Raw genomic sequence first — 19,226 nt, 5'->3', positions numbered from 1 at the left:
TAGAAAACTGACGGGAGATGGGGTTTCCAACATGACGTCTTTGCTCAGCACCAATAGCGTTCGGCGGAAAGACAGGTTTGCATTCTGGCGCGAGGCGGTTTGCGACGCTTACGTCATGCTCGATTGCCACTGCGACCGCCCCGAGGCCTTCGACGGCGAGATCTCACTCAACCGTATGTCGCGCCTGTCTACATCCTTTGTGACCGGCAGCCAGCAACTGGTGCGCCGCCGTCAAAAGGACGTCTCACGCGCCAGCGAGGAAAGCTTTCTGATCAGCCTGCAAATCGCCAAGGAAGGCACAATCAGTCAATGCGGGCGGGCGGCGCATCTGCGGCCCGGCGATTTCACACTCTACAGCAGCACGGATCGCTACAGCATCGACCTGCAGGACGGGTTCCGTCAGTTGGTCGTGCAAATCCCGCGCGAAGACCTGCTGGCCCATCTGCCCAATGCGGATCAGTTCACCGGGATCACAGTGTCCGGGAACAGCGCCATCGGGCGCGTTGCGGGGTCCAGCGTGGTGCAACTGGTCGAGGCCGCAGATACCGCAGGTGAGGCCGTGCAACACGCAATGCAGACGACCATCCTTGACCTGTTCGTGACCGGCTTGGCCTCGCTCGGGGAAACAGCGTTCGAGCTGTCCAAGCCCGAACAGCAGATTCTGTTGCGCTCCGATGCCGCCATTCAAGCCAACCTGCGCGATCCGTCTTTTGACCGGAACATGCTGGCGGCCGGGATGGGCATGTCGGTTCGGCGGCTGACTGAGATTTATGGACGAGACAACCGGTCGATCTCGTCCACTATCCGAAAAATGCGGCTTGCCCGGATCGCCGACGACCTGCGAAACCCGCGCTGCGCGCGCATGTCGATCAACGAAATCGCTCTGCGTTGGGGGTTTGGACATCACCAAAGCCTGACCCGGAACTTCAGAGCGCAATACGGAATGACGCCCCGCGACTACCGGATGCGATGCGCGTGACCCTCGGGGTCCTGTCGCCGCACTGAAGGAGTTTCCGACCCAGATGGGGTTCGCCCCGTTCCAAACCGGCCCTTTGGCCGGACCAAAAGACATGACCGTTGCGCAGCAACGGACCGTTTGAAAACAGGGAGAGACAGATGAAATTGAAGCCAACTTTGGACCTGCTGGCCGGAGATATGTTCAACGCGCTACAGGCGGGTCTGCTGCATGGCCGGATCAGCCGCCGCCGGTTTGTTCAACTGGCCCTTGCAACAGGGGCAAGCGCATTGGCGGTTCAGGCTACGGCGCAAACCCTGGGCGATGCGGCGATCACTCAGCGCTACAACGCACAGGCACTGGCCCCGCAATATGACTATATCGTCATCGGATCAGGCTCGGGCGGGGCCGTCGTTGCAGGCCGGTTGGCCGCTGAAACCGACGCCAGCGTTCTGGTGCTTGAGGCCGGAGATACCGACCAGATCGACGCGGTGCTAAACCCGCTGCTCTGGCCGACAAACATCCGGTCCGAGCGGGATTGGGGTTACTCGGCTGACCCCAGCGATGCCGTGAATGGCCGCTCTCTGATCCTGCCGATGGGAAAAGTTGTCGGCGGCGGGTCCTCGATCAATGTGATGATCTGGGCGCGCGGGCACAAGAATGACTTCGATTTCTGGGCCGCTGAAACCGGAGACGACGCGTGGAACTATGCCTCGGTGCTGGAGATCTACAAACGGATCGAGGACTGGCAAGGCGCGCCCGACCCCGACCGACGCGGAACCGGAGGGCGCCTTTACGTGGATCAGGTGCGCAACATCAACCCCTCGGCCCAGTCTTTTGTCGAGGCCTGCGGGACCGTGGGCATCCCCGCATTCGAGGACATGAACGGCGCGATGATGGAGGGCGACGGCGGCGCGGCACTGGCCAATGTGCGCATCCGCGACGGTCAACGCCTGAACCTGCCCGCCTCTTACCTGTGGGAGACATTGGCCCAGCCCAATATCACGCTGTTGACCGGGGCGACCGTGCATGCGCTGACGATGGATGGCACCAAGGTGACGGGTGTTACCTTCGAAAAGGATGGTCAGGTTCAGTCTATCACCGCCGGATCACAGGTGATCCTGTCGGCGGGGGCCATCAACTCACCGCGCATCCTGATGCAATCAGGGATCGGCCGGGCGCAGGATTTGAAACCACTTGGGGTCGAGGTCAAACACGACCTGCAAGGCGTCGGTCAGAATTTTCAGGACCACATTCTGGCCGCCGGGTGCATCTGGGAATACAACACCCCCCTGCCCCCCGCCAACAGCGCCGCCGAGGCCACGTTTTTCTGGAAATCCGACGCGTCATTGGACACGCCCGACCTGCAACCGTTCCACATCGAGGTGCCCTATGCATCAGAAGTCACCGGCGCGCAGACCGAGGTTCCGCCCGGTGCATGGACCATTGCGCCGGGTCTGGTGCGCCCGCAAAGCCGCGGCAGCGTGCGCCTGACCAGCGCTGATGTGACCGCTCCCCTTGCCATCGACGGCGGGTTCTTGCGGGAAGAGGTCGACCTGACCGCTCTGACCACCTGTATCGAGCTGTGCCGTGAAATTGGCAACGCCGCGCCACTGGCCGAATACGCCAAGCGCGAGGTCATGCCGGGGCCGCTGGACAAGGCCAGCCTGAAGGATTTCGCCCGCAACGCGGCAGGCACCTATTTCCACCAAAGCTGCACCTGCAAAATGGGTCGGGATGAGATGTCCGTCGTCGACGGTAACCTCTCTGTTCATGGGCTTGAGGGGTTGTCCATCGCCGATGCCTCGGTCATGCCGCGCGTTTCAACCGGCAACACGATGGCGCCCACCGTGATCATTGGCGAACGGATGGCGGATATCCTGATCGGCTAGGCCTTAGCCGGGAAAGCGGTCGGACAGGGAAATACCCTGTTCGGCGCACCGCCACAGGGATGGGCTGACCGCCCAGGCCAGGCTGTCTTCTTGCGCGTAGGTCTCCAATCGCGCCAGAAGGGTCTTGGCCCCGATTGTGTCTGCATAATGCATCAACCCGCCGCGCCAGCGTGGAAAGCCAAGTTCTGTCACGCTGGCACAATCGATTTCGCGGGCCGAGGTTGCGATGCCTTCGTCCAACAGGGCGACCGCTTCGTTGATCATGGCGCTAAGCAGCCTGTCCATGATCTCATCCACGGCGTAGTCGCAGCGGGTGATCTTGGCAAAATGCGCCTCTTCAAGCGCGAGGTCGGCCACAATCGGGTCCTCAACCTTGCCTCCTCCGCCGGGATAGCGATACCAGCCTGCACCGACCTTTTTGCCCAGTTTTCCCAATTCGATCATCCGGTCGGCGATGGGAATATATCGCCGGTTCGGGTCGCGCGGGGCGTTTTCGCGGCGATTGGCAAGAGCGACGTCCACACCGGACAGGTCCTGCGCCTCGTAGGGACCCATGGTATAGCCGAATTCGACCATGGCCTCGTCCACCTCCCACGGGGTCGAGCCATCCATCAGCACCGTATCCGCCGCTTCGTGGTACCGGGCGAGAATACGATTTGCGATATGGCTAGTGCTGGGAGTGTCCTGCCCCCTCACAGCGCGTTCGGCAAAGAAGATATGGCGCAGGGCGCGGGCTTGTGCGCCTTGCCGCAAGTCCAGAAACGCGGCGCGTTCTTGGGCCATTGCGTCCGACAAAGGGGTCGTGGCGCACAGGGCCACCAGATCAATCGCCCGAGGCGGCGCGATCTGGTGGGGCATCCGCTGCACGACATCGGCGCGCGCGGCCGCAATCGCCGTGTCATCTGCGGCAGGCCAGTCCCGCAATCCGGGTGGCACAGACAGCTCCAGCGTGCCTACATCCAGAAGCCGCGCAACATCCACCGGGTCCTCTGCGATACTGTCCACCAGCCCCAAGGCTTCGGCCTGTTCAGCGGGGACAAGCTTGCCGGTTGCAATCAAATCAACCGCCGCCGCAATCCCGATCAGGCGCGGCAAGCGTTGCGTGCCGCCCGCGCCGGGCACCACGCCCAGCGTCACCTCGGGCAGGCCAATCCGGACACCCGGCGCCGCGATCCGATAGCGGCAAGCCAGCGCCAGCTCACACCCACCACCCAACGCAACCCCCGTTATCGCCGCAACCCACGGCACGTCCGAGGCCTCGATCCCATTCAAAATCTCCGGCAAATGCGGCGCAACCGGCGGCGCGTCAAACTCTCGCGCATCCGCGCCCGCAGCAAATACGCGTTGCGATCCATGCAGTACCACCCGCGACAGACCTTTCTGTGCCTGAACCCAAGCCAACGCATCCCACAGGCCCTGCCGAACGCTGAGACCGATGGCATTCACAGGCGGGTTGTTCAGCCTGACAAACCCGACGGCCCCCTGACGCCAGACATCCACGGCCATCATCGGCTCCTTCTGCGTTATAGTTCACTTTTGTGTGGATATAGTCCTAGGTCACGCATCCAACAGCTTTTGCGTCCGGATCATCGTCACCAATTCATCCAGCGACTGGTCCAGCGCCCGCCCCGACGTGTCCAGCATGAACCGCGCCCGCGCATAGAGAACCTCGCGGCTGGCCAGAATTGAAGTCAGCTGCTCCATCGCGTCGGCATTGCCCGCCATGGGCCGCTCATCACCCTGCGCGCGCACCCGGTCCATATGCTCCTGCGGCGAGGCCTTCAGCCAGATCGTATGGAAACTGGATAGCAACTTGTTGAGCGTTTCGGGCTCGGACACGATGCCACCGGCCACGGCCAAGATCACGCGGTCATAGTTTTCGATCACTCGGTCCAGCGATCCAGCCTCAAGCTTGCGGTACCCTTCTTGCCCGTAAAGGGCGAGGATTTCATCAATCGGCATTCCGCCGTGCAGGGCGATTTCCTTGTTCAGCTCCAGAAACGGCGCATCCAGTTGTTCAGCGGCCCGTTTGCCCAGCGTCGATTTCCCGGCACCACGCAACCCGATCAGACAGACGCGCTGTGCCCGACCCGCCTGATCACTGTCGGGTGAAAGGGCCTGCAACACCTGATCACGCGTTTCGCTGTCGGCGGCAGAGAACAATTCGGCCACGCGCAGGCTGGTGGAGTTCCACGGGTCTTCGGCACCCACGAACCACTCGATCCGGTGATCCAACGAATGCGCCACACGTTGCAGCAACCCGATCGATATATTCCCCGTCCCGGATTCAAGCTGCGCCAGATAGCGCTGTGACACGCCCGAGCTTTCGGACAGAACCCGACGAGAAATGCCCTTGCGTTCACGCGCGCTCCGGACCCGTTCGCCCACCTGCACCATCAGCGCCGAGATGCTGCGTTCGATCTCGGATTCCGTGTCGATCTGGGTCGACACCCCGCTGAAGGTTGTAATTTCCGCCATGTTCCGCAATTCCGAATGTGTATAATAATGCACAATACGTTCGCCGGACCAAAAAGGAAAACGGTTATGTCCCGGTCTGCCCGGCGTCACGCAAAAACGGAGCCAACAGGTCTTGGATATCCTGCGGCGGTTGGCGTTTTTCAAACGCGTCCGCCACGATGAAGACACTGACCGTTTGGGCCGAAAAGCATATTTGGCTGTCCTGTTCGCCATCGACGCGAAACGTGATGGAGGATGTGCCCAACCGACTGGGCCATACGTGACAGGCCAGCGTGTGCCGGGGCGTGACCGGCGCTTTGAAGTCCATCTCAAGCCGGACGAAGGGCGTGCCGACATTGCGGTCCAGTTCCAGCTGGTACCAGCCCTGACCCAGATGCTCTTCCCACCAGGCGTTGATCGCATCCAGCGTGAACCATGGCAGGCGCCCGGTATAAGCGATGCGGGCTGGGTCGCAATCGCCCCATGTCACCCGTATATCATGTCGATAGGCCGAGGCTGGCCGGGCCGACATCAATAGGTCTCCACGTGGTACCGACCGGCGTCGCGCATCTGGTCCCGTAGTGCGGTCCAGTCCTGCCCTACGCCCGCCGCAATTTCGGTCAGGGCCTGCTCAACCCCGTCCTCCATATCCCTCAGGCCGCAGATATAGACATAGCTGTTGGAGTCTTGCAGTAAGTCGGCGACGATGTCCCGTTTGGCCAGCATCCTGTCCTGAACATATTCCTTGTCCTGACCTTCTTGCCGGCTGAATACCAGGTGCTGATCCAACAGCGTCTTGGGCACTTTCTGCAACGGCCCGAAATAGGGCAAACTGTCGGGCGCTCTCGCCCCGAAGAACATCGTCATGCCACCGTGGATCGTGCCCACCTTGCGCTGACGGCGCATGGTAAAGGCGCGCATCGGGGCCGAGCCGGTCCCGGTACAAATCATCAGGATACGTGCGTCGGGATCATCAGGCAGCAGAAAGGTCGACCCGAATGGACCTGTGACATTGACCGCATCACCCTTTTTCAGATCACAGATATAGTTCGAGCAAACGCCGCCCTCTTCGCGTTTGACGGTTAGTGAGACATTGTTGAAACCGGGCCGTTCGCCATCCCGCGGGCTGGACACGGAATAGAGCCGCGGCAGATGCGGTTGCCCCTCGCCTGTGCTGCCGGGCGGAATGATCCCGATCGACTGGCCTTCCAGAACCGGCATCGGGTGACCTTGAAAATCCAGAATGATATGGCGCACGTCACTGTCCGAGGACGCCTCGGTCAGGCGGTAATTGCCCTGCACAACGGCTTGAACAGGCTTGCCCAAGTTGTACAGATTGATCGTGGGTTTCGAAGCCGTGGCCGGGGCCTTGGACTTGCCCCCCGCACCCTTGTGCGCATCCGACAGCAACGCGGCCATCGCATCATCAAGCGCTTCAATCCCGGTGTCGGCGTCATCCGAGCCCAGATCCTCCTGTTCCGGCAACTCCTCCCACTCATATTGCTTTTCCAGGCTGTAGGGTTCGGTCACCACGCGCCATTCGTCGATTGATCCGGTCGGGCAGACTGGGATGCAATCCATGCAGAAATTGCACAGGTCCGCATTCACAACCACGTTGTTGTCGTCATGTTCGATGGCCTGTTCGGGGCAGGTCATCTCGCACGTGTAACAACGGATACAGATTTCCGGGTCGATCAGGTGCTGTTTGATGGGTTTGTTCATGATTTATGCCGTCGCTGGATAAGGGCGGGAAGGGTCATGGCGTCGATAAGTGCAGCGCAGATTCCGGTGCAGGTGTCACAGCCAAGACAACGCCCCCGGATCACCGAGTGATTGGGCTGTATCTCGGCCTTGTCTGCGCTGAGTGCGGAACGTTCCGCTGCCATCATCCATGTCCTTCCCGCGTTGGCTGGCAAGATGCGGCGGGCAGAGGGGGTCCCCACTACCCTGCCAAACAGGCCCAAGATCAAGCCATGTGCAGTTTCACATATTCGAAATCGCCGGGCTTATTGTCGATCCCGACCTTCGGGGCCGAGATCCAGCCTGCGTATTTGCCGGGCTCATAGCACGGCACCATAAGCGACTGGATATAGGCCCCATCTTCCTTGGACGGCAGCCATTTGTCGGCATTCGCGGCCCATTCCACTTCAGAGATGATATCACCTTCGGGATTGGCCTTGATCGCGGCAAAGACGCCGATCTGACGGTGGAACGCCTCGTCTGGCAGGGCCAGATTGAACTCGATCCCGGCTTTCTGAATGATCTTGTTCCAACGCCCGACGCCGCCCGAGGCATCGCGGACATAGTCGTCCCGCAACCGCATGTTGATCGCCGTCAGCGCGGGCACATCCAGCGTCACGATCGCCCCATCAACAATGGATTTCACTGCATAAGTGTCGCTTTGCAGCATGTGGTCGTCGTCGATACGGTTCTCCATATACCGGCCCTTGATACCCGCATTGAAAGCGTTGGCGGCATTGGTCGAAACCTCTTGTCCGAACAGGTCCAGCGACAGCGAATAGTGCAGGTTCAGCTTTTTCTGGATCGTCGGCAGGTCGATCACGCCCAGATCGCGGACCTTGCCGATATCGTAGGGGTCGGTCAAACCGGCCTCGTTCATCGCCTCGCAGGTGCGTTGCACGATACGGCTGACGCCGGTTTCGCCCACAAACATATGGTGGGCCTCTTCGGTCAGCATAAAGCGACAGGTCCGGCTGAGCGGGTCAAACCCAGATTGCGCAAGGCTTTCCAGCTGCATCTTGCCGTCTCGGTCAGTGAAATAGGTGAACATAAAGAAGGATAGCCAATCGGGTGTTTCTTCGTTAAAGGCGCCCAGCATCCGCGGCGCTTCTTCGGAGCCCGAGGACCGGATCAGCAGGTCATCGGCCTCTTCCCGGCCATCCTTGCCAAAGTACTTCTGCAGCAGATAGACCATCGCCCACAGGTGGCGGCCTTCTTCCACGTTGACCTGAAACAGGTTCCGCATGTCATAAAGCGATGGCGCGGTCAGACCCAAGAACCGCTGCTGCTCGACCGAGCCCGGCTCGGTATCGCCCTGAATGACAATCAGACGTTTTAGCATGTTGCGGTATTCGCCCGGCACCTCTTGCCATGCTTTCTCACCCTTATGCTCACCCATTGGAATGATGCGCTCTTCGACCTGCGGAGCCAGCAGAACGCCCCAGCGGTATTCCGGCATTTTCACATAGTCGAACTTGGCCCAGCCTTTGGGGTCAACACTGACGGCGGTCCGCAGGTAAACCATCGAGTCCTGAAAATTCTGCGGGATCAGCTTGTTCCACCAGTCGATATAGCCGGGATGCCATTTCTCAAGCGCTTTCAGAACCTTGCGGTCCTGGCTCAGGCCGACATTGTTGGGGATCTGAGTGTCGTAACTTACGTTGATGACGTCTAGCATGTCTTTCTCCTGATGAAGCTCGGGGGGAACCTGTCACACACGTTCCATGTCATATTCGCCGCGCAACCCGGTGCCGTACCGTTGCAACGCGCCATCGGGACCCACCGCATTGGGACGGTTGAAAATCCAGTTCTGCCACGCGGTCAGGCGGCCAAAGATGCGAGTTTCCATGGTTTCGGGACCGGCGAAACGCAGGTTCGCCTCCATCCCGGTCATCGCATCAGGGCTGAACGAGGCGCGCTCTTCCTCGAAGATGCGGATCTCGTCTTCCCAGTCGATGTCATCCAGGATCATCGTCACAAGGCCCAACTCGTCGGCGGCTTCGGCATCCAGCGCGGTGTTTTTATGGTCTTCCATCTGGCCAGCCGCATCGGGCGTGCCATAGAACCGGGTTTCAAGCCGGGTCAGATCATTGCCCATAGGCAAAGGTCCGAAATTGGCATCGGTCAAAGTGACCGTCGCCAAGGGACGATTGTCGCCCTCGAACTCGTCTTCCATCATATACGTACGATCCACCGCCCACAGGATTTCGGCCAGAATACCCGTAAAGCACGAGCCATGTTCGACCAGCGCGGACATCGACCGCGAAGTGACGTCGATCCGTTTCAGTAGGCGCTTCCAATATTGCAGCACCTCATTAGCCAACCAGTGATCGCGATTGGCCAGCAACAGCGCCTCATGCGCCTGAAACAGCTCGGGGTCGCCTTGGGTGCGGAAGACCAGCAGGCCCAACTCCATTTCGTTCAGGCGCAGATGCAAGATGGCATCGTCCAGTTCGCGTGCCAGCCGCAACAGATAGGCCTGATCCCCTTGCGCCGTGAACGCGGCCATGTCCTGCGGCGCGTCGGCATCCGGGCCGCTGATCGTTACGGTCGCCTTGCGGACATCCCGATCAACAGCCACTTCAATCAGGCTATACGTGACCGAGCCATCTTCGCCGACCGTCTTGTCCAACGGACCCAGAACAACCCCGGCAGCATCCGGCTTGGGCATCGCAGCTGCGAATTCGCGGGCACGTTCTTGCACGGTGGCGTCGAACTTGGAGTTCGGCACGACCTCATCCACCAGACGCCAATCCAGTGCCCGCTTACCTTTGACCCCTTCTTCGGTCGAGCAGAACACATCGGCCAGATCGCGCCGCACCTTGCGTTTATCCGTCACCCGCGTCAGCCCACCAGTTCCGGGTAGAACCGCCAACAGAGGCACCTCGGGCAGCGCGACCGAGGATGTGCTGTCATCGGTCAGCATGATGTGGTTGCAGGCTAGCGCCAGCTCATAACCGCCCCCGGCGCAGGCGCCTTTGACGGCAGCAATATATTTCTGGCCACTGTCTTTTTCGGCGGCTTCGTAGGTGTTGCGCGTCTCATTGGTGAATTTGCAGAAGTTCACCTTGTGGCTGTGGGCAGCCCCCCCGAGCATGCGGATATTCGCGCCCGCGCAGAACACCCGGTCCTTACCGGATTGCATGACAACCACTTTCACCTCGGGGTGCTCAAAGCGCATCCGTTGCACGATATCGGCCAGTTCGATATCGACGCCCAGATCGTAAGAGTTCAGCTTGAGTTGATACCCCTCGAACAATCCCTGATCTTCGTCGACATCCATAAACAGGTTCGCAACCGGCCCATCATATTCCACCCGCCAATGGCGATATTGCGATGGATCGGTCTGAAAATTGATGACCTTGGTCATGTGCAACTCCTAAGTTCAGTCATGCAGAATAGTGCGCTGCATGTATCGAGTAAAGGAATGAGTGCAAAATAACGCATCTTCTAGATACATTTTTTGCCATCTTCATCCCCCAATTCTACTATTTTGTGTATTATATTGCACTTTTCACCATGCAAACCCAGAACAGCCCCTCCTGCCCGGTCCATCGCCTCGCGAGCCAGATCGTCGGATAAGGTCATTAGACGCGCCATCGCGCGAGGCTGCCCCATCCGGCCTTTCAGACAGGCGTTTGCGTATTGAATAACCGCCTGCACCATCAGACGTTCTGGCGAATTGGGCGGGCAGGCCAGCCAAACGGCCTCGAGCACCTCATGCGCCTCCCAAAAATACCCTTCGCTCAGAAAGGCCAAACCGCTGGTCCAGGCCGATGTATTCTGCAGATCCGACGGCGCAACATCCGACAGGCCGGTTTTCAGCGGGTCAAACAGACCTTCGGGGTGACGCGCTGTCTGACCCGGTACGTAAGCGTGCGGAGGCCAACAGTCGCTGGTCATGCCATTTCAGGCATTGCGTGTTCCAACCGCTCAAGCCGGGCGGTGAACTCTGCGATTGCTGTCAGGGTTGCTGTGGGTTGATCAAACTGAGGGGCGTGTCGACAATTGTCCAGTATCGCTGTTTCGACCGGGGCATAGCTGCGGGTTTCAACCTCGGCAATCTGAGCCAGTGTTCCATACTGATCTTCACGCCCCTGAATCGCAAGCGTCGGAATGCGCAGGTAGTCGATAACATCCGCCACGTTCCAGGTGCGGAAACCGGGGTCCAGCCACGCATCACACCAGCCATTAAATGTCGCCGCCGGGTCGCGGTGATAAGACGCCAGCCGCCCTGCTAGGTCGCCGGTATCAAACGCTTCCCGCGCGGCGGCAATCGAAGCCAACCCCATCTCTTCGGTAAAGAAATGCGGCGCCATCAGGATTAGCCCCCGCACCCGCTGGTCCGAGACCGAACCCGCATAGATCGCCGCGATCGTCGCACCGTCGGAATGGCCCAGCAGAACTGCCCGCCGAATGCCAGCCTGATCCAGAACGGGACCCAGAACCTGCTGCGCTTCGACGGTCATGTAGTCCAGCGGGCGCGGCAATTCTGCTGGATCGGATTGGCCATAGCCAGCACGGGAATAGGCCAGAACACCAAAACCGGTTGCCGCCGAAATCTCGACCGGGAAATCCCGCCACATCGCTAAACACCCCAGCCCTTCGTGCAGCATCACGATGGTCGGCGCATCCTGTGGCGCAGGGCCCCAGATGCCGTATTCCAATTCCTTGCCGTTCACATCCATGCGGCCCGAGCCGCCATCCTGCCAGATCATGCGGTTTCCCTCAGTTTGAAACGTTGGATTTTGCCGGTTGCGGTTTTGGGCAGATCGTCCACCACCTCGACCCAGCGCGGATATTTCCACTTGCCGATCCGGTCTTTGACAAAGTCCTTCAGATCCCCGATCGCATCCGCGCTTTGACCATCTTTCAGAACGACAAAGGCGCGGGGCTTGTCCAAGCCTTGCTCGTCGGCATGGGCCACAATCGCGGCCTCCAGAATGGCGGGATGTTCGATCAGCGTCTGTTCAATCTCGAACGGGCTGACCCATATGCCGGACACCTTGAACATGTCATCCGTGCGCCCGCAATAGATATAGCGACCCTCGGCTGTGCGCTCATACTTGTCGCCGGTCCGGGTCCAATGCCCTTCGAAAGTCGCGCGCGATTTCTCGCGCCGGTTCCAATAGCTTTCGGCAGAGGAAGGACCCCGCACCAGCAGCTCGCCCACTTCGCCATCGCCCACCTCGTGATCGGCTTCGTCGACCAGACGCACGTCATAGCCCGGCACTGCCGTGCCAGAGGTTCCATAGACAATGTCGCCGGGCCGGTTTGACAGGAAGATATGCAGCATCTCGGTAGAGCCCACGCCATCTACGATCTGCGCGCCCATATTCTTCTCCCATGCTTCGCCCACCTCACGCGGCAGCGCCTCGCCAGCCGATGTACACAGGCGCAGATTAGGTTCGCTTTGTAGATCGCCCGCCTCGAACCGCGCATTCATCGCGGCAAAGAAGGTGGGCACGCCGCAAAACAGCGTCGGCTTGTGCGCGGCGATGATCTGAAACGCCACATCCGGCGTTGGGCGGCCACCCAGCAGGATCGTCGTTGCCCCAACCGACAGCGGAAAGGTCAGCCCGTTGCCCAACCCATAGGCAAAAAACAGCTTGGCGACCGAGAACACCACGTCCTCTTCCCGGATACCCAGCACCTGCGCCCCGAATGTATCAGCCGTTGCCCGAAGGCTGGACTGCACATGGCGCACACCTTTCGGCAGACCCGTCGAGCCCGAGGAATAGAGCCAGAACGCGGCCTCATCACTGTCCGAGGTGACGGTTTCCACTGGCGTGGCCCCATCCAGAAACGCCTCAAGGCTGGTGGTGCCATCGGGCGCGTCGCCTATAACGATAACCTGCCGCAGATTTGTATTGCCTTGGATCGCAGGTGCGACCGTGGCCCACATCTCGGCCGATACGATCAGAACCGTCGCGCGGCTGTCGTTCAGGGTCGCGGCGTAAACCGGCGCGGATAGCAATGTGTTGATCGGCACGGGAATGGCCCCGGCCTTTATCGCGCCCCAGAACAGGATCGGAAATTCGATCTGGTCCAGCACGACCATCGCAACACGCTCTTCCCGGCGCACGTCATGGCGCGCCAGCGCGCCCGCAAACCGTGCGCTTTCCTCGGCCAAGGCGCGATAGGTCAGGGTGCGTTGCTGTCCGTCGGCCTCGTGAAATGCCACTTTGTCGCCGCGCCCTTCGCGCAGGTGACGATCCACAAACCAAAGGGCTGCATTCTGGTTTTCTGACACGGGTTCCTCCTCCCCTCGACAGGCCAGCGGCTGCTTGCCGGAAAAACAATCACCCTGCTGCGCGACCCATCTCCCCTATGGGTCGTCTCGTTGGGGGATCATTCGAACCGGGGTTTCAGAAAATTTCGCCCCGACGCCTGAAATATGCGTTATAATGCACATCTCCCGGATATGTTTGCAACAGTGTTTTTCGCGTTTGTGCATTTTCTTGCACAACTCAGCAAAGGTCAGCCAAATGGGATAAGGAATAGAGTGATCGCCGGGAACAGCACCAAAAGGACAACCCGCAGGATGTCGGATCCGACAAAGAACAGCACGGCCTTGTAGGTCTCGGTCATGCGGGTTTCACGGTCCATCGTGTTGATCACAAACAGATTCATCCCAACCGGAGGCGTGATCAACCCGACCTCGACTACGATCAGCACGAGGATACCGAACCAGATGGCTGTGCGCTCTTCGGCGATGCGGTCTGCCATGCCTTGTGTGACGCGGATATCAATCTCTTTCTGCAAATCGCGACTGATCTCGGCCCCCGAGGCAATCAGAGATTCGATCTCGGCCCGGATGTCTGGAGCAATGTCGGCGGCTCCGGCCAGAGCAGCGCGGGCTGCATCATGTTGCATCGCGATCAGGTCAACCAAACCGAAATCCAGCACAGATATGACCGGGTAAAAGATGGGAATCGTCAACAGGATCATGCTGAGGCTATCCATTACGCAGCCCAGGATCAGGTAAAACACCAGGATCAGCGCCAGAATTGCCCAGGGGCTGAAGCCCTGACTCAACACGAAATTCGCCAGTTCCTGCGGCACATTCGTCAGCGCCAGAAACCCGTTATAAAACCCCGCGCCCAGAATGATGAAAAAGATCATCGCGGTGGATTTGGCTGTGGTGGTGAAACTGTCTTTCAGCGTCGACCATGTCAGCCCCCCATTCGCAAGCGCGATCAAGCCAGTTCCAGCCGCCCCTACAGCAGCGCCTTCCGTGGGCGTGAACCACCCCGCATAGATGCCGCCGACGACGCCGCCAAAGACAACCAGCACGGGCCAGACGTCCAGCAGCAACCGAAACCGTTCGCGGTAGGGCACGGCGGGACGGGTTCCGGCGCTGTCTGGGTAAAGGCGCACATAGACCGAGACGGCAATCACATAACCCAAAGCCGCCAGAACGCCGGGGATAAATGCGGCCAGAAACAGCTTGGCAATATTCTGTTCGGTCAGGATCGCGTAGATCACCAACACGACCGAAGGCGGGATTAGAATGCCCAACGTCCCCCCTGCGGCCAGCGTGGCGGTAGAAAAGCCACCGGCATAGCCATACCGACGTAACTCAGGCAGCGCCACGCGCCCCATCGTGGCCGCCGTGGCCAGCGACGATCCGCAGATCGCCCCGAACCCCGCGCAAGCTCCGATCGCGGCCATGGCCACACCGCCCCTGCGGTGACCCAGAAAGCCCTCGGCAGCCTTAAACAAGGCCGTAGACATCCCGCCCAGTGTCGCAAAATACCCCATCAGCAGGAACATCGGCACAATCGACAGCGAATAGCTTGAGAAGGTCGTGTAGGTCTCGGATTTCAAACGACCCAGCGGAATGTTCAGGTTTCCGGTGACGGTCACGATGCCGACCAGACCGGTGACGAACATTGCCAACCCAATCGGCACCCGGGCAAAAATCAACAAAAGCAGAGCCGGAAAGGACAGCAACCCGATGGCGAGATCGCTCACGGCAGGAGTTCCTTTCCTGTCGCGCATTCGCGGATGCGGATGCCCGCCATATAAAGACCAACGACCGCCGCCACTACGGCTGCGCAAAAGCTGGCGGCGTAACCCCACCAGACGGGGAATTGCAGGATAAACGTATTCTCGCCAAACCGTAGCTTCGCCATCATGCCCCCAAACAACTGCACCGCTATCAGTACCAAAACGGCGGCAAAGACCACCTCGGCCAACATCCGCAAGATACGGTCAACCCGAGGCGATAGTTTCGAGGTAAAAATATCCACGACCGCATGACCCGAATTCAACTGGCAGAGCGGCAGAAAAGCAAAGATTGCAAAGGCCACGCCCGCCTCGACAATCTCAAAATCGCCATTGATGGGCCCGACGCCCAACCCTAGCGCCCATTCGGAAAAGCCCGGCGCAACCTGCCCGAGCCACCCATGCAGCAATGTGTTGAGGGACCGGCCCAGAACCGAGATACAGATCAACAAGATCAAAGCCGTCAGAACCGCCCCGCCCAGCAATGCCATGCCGCGCGCCAGCTTTTCTATCGTTTGGTGCATGTCCCCTCCACCAACGGTGCCGATGCAGATTTTGGAATAATTGCCGCGCGGCGTTCGGAATACGCCGCGCGGAAGGTCCGGCTTAGCTGCCGTACTCGTTCATCAACGCTTTGGCCCGATCGATCAGGGCCTGACCGTCAATGCCCTTTTCGTTCATCTCGGACAGCCAGGTGTCATAGACAGGCTGTGCGGCCTCGGCCCAGGCGGCGGATTGTTCAGCGTCCAGAGTCACCACGTTATTCCCGCGATCCAGCGCGATTTCACGTGCGGGCTCATCATAGGCCTGCTGGACTTCGCCTGCGAACATGGAAAATTCCAAACCCGAGTTGTCGTCGATGACGGCCTTCAGATCATCCGGCAGTGCGGCGTACTTGTCCTTGTTCATGGCAAGAACGAAGGTAACGGTATACATCATCGGCCCGGTGAATTCGGTGTGATTCTCCACCAGTTCCGGCACTTTCAGCGCCTTGGTCACTTCCCACGGAATGGTCGTGCCGTCGATCACACCCTTGGACAGCGCCTCGGGCACCGCGGGCACAGGCATACCTACCGGGGTCGCGCCCAATGTGCTGAGCAAGGCATTGACCTGACGCGAGGCGCCACGGATTTTCATGCCGTTGAAATCGTCTGGCGTCAGAACCTCCTTGTTAGCGTGGATCATGCCGGGGCCGTGGACCCAGCCACCCAGAACCTTCACGTCCGAGAACTCACGCGCAGCGATGTCTTCTTCCAGCAAGGTCCAGAACGCGGCCGAAGCGGGCTTGGCGTCATTCACCAGGAAGGGCAATTCGAACACTTCGGTCGACGGGAAGCGGCCCGGCGTATAACCGATGACGTTCCAGGTCATGTCAATCACGCCGTCGATCACCTGATCCAGAAGTTCCGGCGGCTTGCCGCCCAGTTGCATCGAGGGATAGCGGGTGATTTCGATGCGTCCGCCCGAATCCTCTTCGATCTTGTCGGCCCAGACGTCGATGATTTTCGATGGAATCGTCGCCTGCGCAGGCAAGAAGCTTTGCAGGTTGAATTCATACTCGGCCGCGTTTGCCGCCGTTCCCATGCCAAGGGCCAAAGCCCCCAACGCCCCGATGAGCGCGCGTTTGATCTTCATTGGTTCCTCCTCCTCTGCGCGGTGCGCCATGATGCAGTTTAATGCATAACATGCATAATATCGCAACTTTTTTGTCGCTGTTTTTGTCGCAAGGTCAAAGCTTTTGAACCTGCACGGTCCGTATCCGGCAATCGCATAGGGTCATGTATGGCCCCCTTATGCTTTAATCGCAACGGTATGCTGGCATCCATGCGTTGCGAAACCCTGTCTGCAATGCAATCCTGCGCAGCGGGGACAGGAGGATCAGATGCGGACACAAGTTCTTGTGATCGGCGGCGGGCCGTCAGGTTTGCTGTTGTCACAGCTTCTCGCAACGCAGGGAATCGACAGCATCGTTCTGGAACGTCGAACAAAGGACTATGTGCTGGGACGCATCCGCGCCGGTGTGCTGGAACAGGGCTTTGTCGACCTGATGGATCAGGCAGGCGTCAGCGCGCGCCTGCACGCTGAGGCAATTGAACATAGCGGCACATTGATCGCGGTCGAAGAGGATTGCTTCCGAGTCGACTTCCAGCACCATACCGGCACCCCGGTTCTGGTTTACGGCCAGACCGAAGTGACCCGCGACCTCTATGACGCGCGCGAAGCCGCAGGTGGCGCGCTGATCTTCAACACCGAAAACGTCACCATTCATGACGCCGAAACCGACGCCCCCTATGCGACCTTCACCGCCGATGGGCAAGATCAGCGTATTGACGCGGAATTCGTCGCGGGCTGCGACGGATTTCACGGGGTCAGCCGCCAAACCATCCCGCTGTCGGTTCGGCGCGAATACGAAAAGATCTATCCTTTTGGCTGGCTGGGCATTCTGTCCGAAACCCCGCCTGTGCATCACGAACTGATCTATGCCTCGTCCTATCGCGGCTTTGCGCTGTGCTCGATGCGCAACGAGGCGCTGAGTCGCTATTACATCCAGTGTTCTCTGTCCGATCACCCGGAAGACTGGACCGATGCCGCCTTTTGGGCCGAGCTGAAACGCCGCATTCCACAGGAATATGCCGATCGCCTTGTAACCGGCCCGTCGATCGAAAAATCCATCGCGCCACTGCGTTCCTTCGTGACCGAGCCGATGCGCTGGGGGCGGCTGTTTCTGTGCGGGGATGCGGCGCACATCGTGCCCCCGACCGGGGCCAAGGGGCTGAATACGGCAGCCTCGGACGTGCACTACCTTTTTCAAGGTTTGAAGGACTATTTCCGCGACGGGTCTGAAGCCGGGATCGACGCTTATTCACAAAACGCTCTGGCGCGGGTTTGGAAGGCCGAGCGGTTCAGTTGGTGGTTTTCATCACTTCTGCACCGCTTTCCCGACCAATCCGAATTTGACCTCAAGATGCAACGGGCCGAGATTGACTTTCTGCGCAGCAACGAAGCCGCGCAAAAGGCGATGGCCGAGAACTATGTAGGGTTGCCCTATTGAAGATGACCGACGAAAAGGGGAACGTGATGGATCGCCATGCAACCGGCATGTCCGTGCGCCGCAAGGTTCTGGGCGACGCCCATGTGGATCGCGCCGAGGCCCGGAAAACCGCCTTTGACGCGCCGTTTCAGGACATGATCACCGAAACCGCGTGGGGCACGCTATGGGCGGATGACACGATCACCCCGCGCGAACGCTCCATGATCACGCTGGCGCTGCTGGCCGCGACGCGGAACTTTGACGAGATCCCCATGCATGTGCGCGCCTGCGCCAATACCGGGGCCTCGAAGGACGATATCCTTCAGGCTTTCCTGCACGCCGCCGTCTATGCAGGCGTTCCTTGCGCCAATCGGGCCATTGCCCTTGCCAAACAAACCTTTTCCGAGATGGAGGACATGGCGGAATGACCCAGCTTTTTCCCCGCGACCGGGCCTGGCATCCGCAAACCATGGACCTCAACTACAAGACCAGCGTGACACGGTCTCCGAAACAGCCGCTTTTGTCGCTGGAAGGAACCACAAGCGAGCTGTCCGGCCCGACCTTTGGCCATGGCGCCATCGACCCGTTGGACAATGACCTGCTGCGCAATTTCGCTACAACCGGCGATCCGGTGGGCGAGCGTATCCTGCTGCATGGACGGGTACTGGATGAAAACGCCCGCCCGGTGCCCAATACTCTGATCGAGATCTGGCAGGCAAATGCAGGCGGGCGGTATCGCCACAAGAAAGACACCTATCTGGCCGCCATCGACCCGAATTTCGGCGGCTGCGGGCGAACGCTGACAGATGATCAGGGTTACTACCAGTTTCGCACCGTCAAACCCGGCGCTTATCCTTGGCGCAACTGGGTCAGCAGTTGGCGGCCTGCGCATATTCACGTGTCAGTCTTCGGAACCAGCTTTGCGCAGCGCCTGATCACGCAGCTTTACTTTGAAGGCGACCCGCTAATCGCAAAATGCCCGATCATCAACACGATCCCCGACCCGCGCGCGATTGACCAACTGGTGGCCGCGCTGGATATCAACGCCTCCGTTCCCTTCGACTGTCTTGCCTATAAATTCGACATCGTGCTGCGCGGGCAGCGGTCGACCTATTTTGAAAACCGGCCCGAGGGGAACTGA

Annotated in this window: 18 protein-coding genes; 5 read left to right on the top strand and 13 right to left on the bottom strand. The window is 59.7% G+C overall.

All coding sequences use genetic code 11. The features are described from left to right. Nucleotides 1–31 precede the first annotated feature (31 nt). Entirely contained in the window at nt 32–979 is a 948-nt protein-coding gene (locus tag GOV79_RS08350) for an AraC-like ligand-binding domain-containing protein (RefSeq protein ID WP_170789412.1), read from the top strand. Between the two features lie 137 nt (nt 980–1,116). After that, nucleotides 1,117–2,847, top strand: a complete 1,731-nt coding sequence (locus GOV79_RS08345; protein ID WP_170789411.1) for a GMC family oxidoreductase — start codon at nt 1,117–1,119, stop codon at nt 2,845–2,847. A gap of 3 nt (nt 2,848–2,850) precedes the next feature. Here the strand turns inward: GOV79_RS08345 and GOV79_RS08340 are convergent, their stop codons facing one another. From GOV79_RS08340 to GOV79_RS08280, 13 genes are all read right to left on the bottom strand, one after another. After that, nucleotides 2,851–4,353, bottom strand: a complete 1,503-nt coding sequence (locus tag GOV79_RS08340; RefSeq protein WP_170789410.1) for an enoyl-CoA hydratase-related protein — start codon at nt 4,351–4,353, stop codon at nt 2,851–2,853. Nucleotides 4,354–4,404: 51 nt separating this feature from the next. Then, on the bottom strand, nt 4,405–5,325 hold the full coding sequence (locus GOV79_RS08335; RefSeq protein ID WP_170789409.1) for a helix-turn-helix transcriptional regulator: 921 nt from the start codon (nt 5,323–5,325) through the stop codon (nt 4,405–4,407). Nucleotides 5,326–5,389: 64 nt separating this feature from the next. Then, nucleotides 5,390–5,836 carry an acyl-CoA thioesterase gene (locus tag GOV79_RS08330; RefSeq protein WP_170789408.1) on the bottom strand — a complete coding sequence of 149 codons (447 nt, stop codon included), beginning with the start codon at nt 5,834–5,836 and terminating at the stop codon, nt 5,390–5,392. After that, the gene (boxA, locus tag GOV79_RS08325; RefSeq protein WP_170789407.1) at nt 5,836–7,026 is read right to left on the bottom strand and encodes a benzoyl-CoA 2,3-epoxidase subunit BoxA; all 1,191 of its coding nucleotides are present in this window, start codon (nt 7,024–7,026) and stop codon (nt 5,836–5,838) included. The genes GOV79_RS08330 and boxA overlap by 1 nt, the downstream gene beginning before the upstream one ends. Continuing rightward, nucleotides 7,023–7,190 (bottom strand): hypothetical protein, encoded by a 168-nt coding sequence (locus GOV79_RS08320; RefSeq protein WP_170783010.1) that lies wholly within the window; start codon nt 7,188–7,190, stop codon nt 7,023–7,025. The genes boxA and GOV79_RS08320 overlap by 4 nt, the downstream gene beginning before the upstream one ends. Nucleotides 7,191–7,270: 80 nt before the next feature. Beyond that, nucleotides 7,271–8,722, bottom strand: a complete 1,452-nt coding sequence (gene boxB / locus GOV79_RS08315; protein ID WP_170789406.1) for a benzoyl-CoA 2,3-epoxidase subunit BoxB — start codon at nt 8,720–8,722, stop codon at nt 7,271–7,273. 33 nt (nt 8,723–8,755) lie between these two features. Beyond that, nucleotides 8,756–10,414, bottom strand: a complete 1,659-nt coding sequence (gene boxC, locus GOV79_RS08310; protein ID WP_170789405.1) for a 2,3-epoxybenzoyl-CoA dihydrolase — start codon at nt 10,412–10,414, stop codon at nt 8,756–8,758. Nucleotides 10,415–10,494: 80 nt separating this feature from the next. Next, the gene (locus GOV79_RS08305) at nt 10,495–10,947 is read right to left on the bottom strand and encodes a DUF309 domain-containing protein (RefSeq protein ID WP_170789404.1); all 453 of its coding nucleotides are present in this window, start codon (nt 10,945–10,947) and stop codon (nt 10,495–10,497) included. Further along, the gene (locus tag GOV79_RS08300; RefSeq protein ID WP_170771675.1) at nt 10,944–11,762 is read right to left on the bottom strand and encodes an alpha/beta fold hydrolase; all 819 of its coding nucleotides are present in this window, start codon (nt 11,760–11,762) and stop codon (nt 10,944–10,946) included. Before GOV79_RS08300 ends, GOV79_RS08305 begins: the two co-directional genes overlap by 4 nt. After that, on the bottom strand, nt 11,759–13,297 hold the full coding sequence (locus GOV79_RS08295; protein ID WP_170789403.1) for a benzoate-CoA ligase family protein: 1,539 nt from the start codon (nt 13,295–13,297) through the stop codon (nt 11,759–11,761). Before GOV79_RS08295 ends, GOV79_RS08300 begins: the two co-directional genes overlap by 4 nt. Nucleotides 13,298–13,524: 227 nt before the next feature. Next, on the bottom strand, nt 13,525–15,021 hold the full coding sequence (locus GOV79_RS08290) for a TRAP transporter large permease (RefSeq protein WP_170789402.1): 1,497 nt from the start codon (nt 15,019–15,021) through the stop codon (nt 13,525–13,527). After that, nucleotides 15,018–15,578 (bottom strand): TRAP transporter small permease, encoded by a 561-nt coding sequence (locus GOV79_RS08285; RefSeq protein ID WP_170771681.1) that lies wholly within the window; start codon nt 15,576–15,578, stop codon nt 15,018–15,020. The genes GOV79_RS08290 and GOV79_RS08285 overlap by 4 nt, the downstream gene beginning before the upstream one ends. Before the next feature lie 82 nt (nt 15,579–15,660). Continuing rightward, on the bottom strand, nt 15,661–16,689 hold the full coding sequence (locus tag GOV79_RS08280) for a TRAP transporter substrate-binding protein (protein WP_170789401.1): 1,029 nt from the start codon (nt 16,687–16,689) through the stop codon (nt 15,661–15,663). 247 nt (nt 16,690–16,936) lie between these two features. On the opposite strand from GOV79_RS08280, the gene pobA reads away from it, so the two are divergent. The 3 genes from pobA to pcaH are packed head-to-tail and all read left to right on the top strand — an operon-like array spanning nt 16,937 to nt 19,226. Continuing rightward, on the top strand, nt 16,937–18,106 hold the full coding sequence (gene pobA, locus GOV79_RS08275) for a 4-hydroxybenzoate 3-monooxygenase (RefSeq protein WP_170789400.1): 1,170 nt from the start codon (nt 16,937–16,939) through the stop codon (nt 18,104–18,106). Between the two features lie 26 nt (nt 18,107–18,132). Continuing rightward, on the top strand, nt 18,133–18,513 hold the full coding sequence (gene pcaC, locus GOV79_RS08270) for a 4-carboxymuconolactone decarboxylase (protein ID WP_408015514.1): 381 nt from the start codon (nt 18,133–18,135) through the stop codon (nt 18,511–18,513). Further along, nucleotides 18,510–19,226 carry a protocatechuate 3,4-dioxygenase subunit beta gene (pcaH, locus tag GOV79_RS08265; RefSeq protein ID WP_170789399.1) on the top strand — a complete coding sequence of 239 codons (717 nt, stop codon included), beginning with the start codon at nt 18,510–18,512 and terminating at the stop codon, nt 19,224–19,226. The genes pcaC and pcaH overlap by 4 nt, the downstream gene beginning before the upstream one ends.

Source organism: Ruegeria lacuscaerulensis, assembly GCF_013034745.1.
Taxonomy (GTDB): domain Bacteria; phylum Pseudomonadota; class Alphaproteobacteria; order Rhodobacterales; family Rhodobacteraceae; genus Ruegeria; species Ruegeria lacuscaerulensis_B.
The sequence above is the reverse complement of the archived record's forward strand: the minus strand, read 5'-3'. Positions and strand labels throughout refer to the sequence as shown.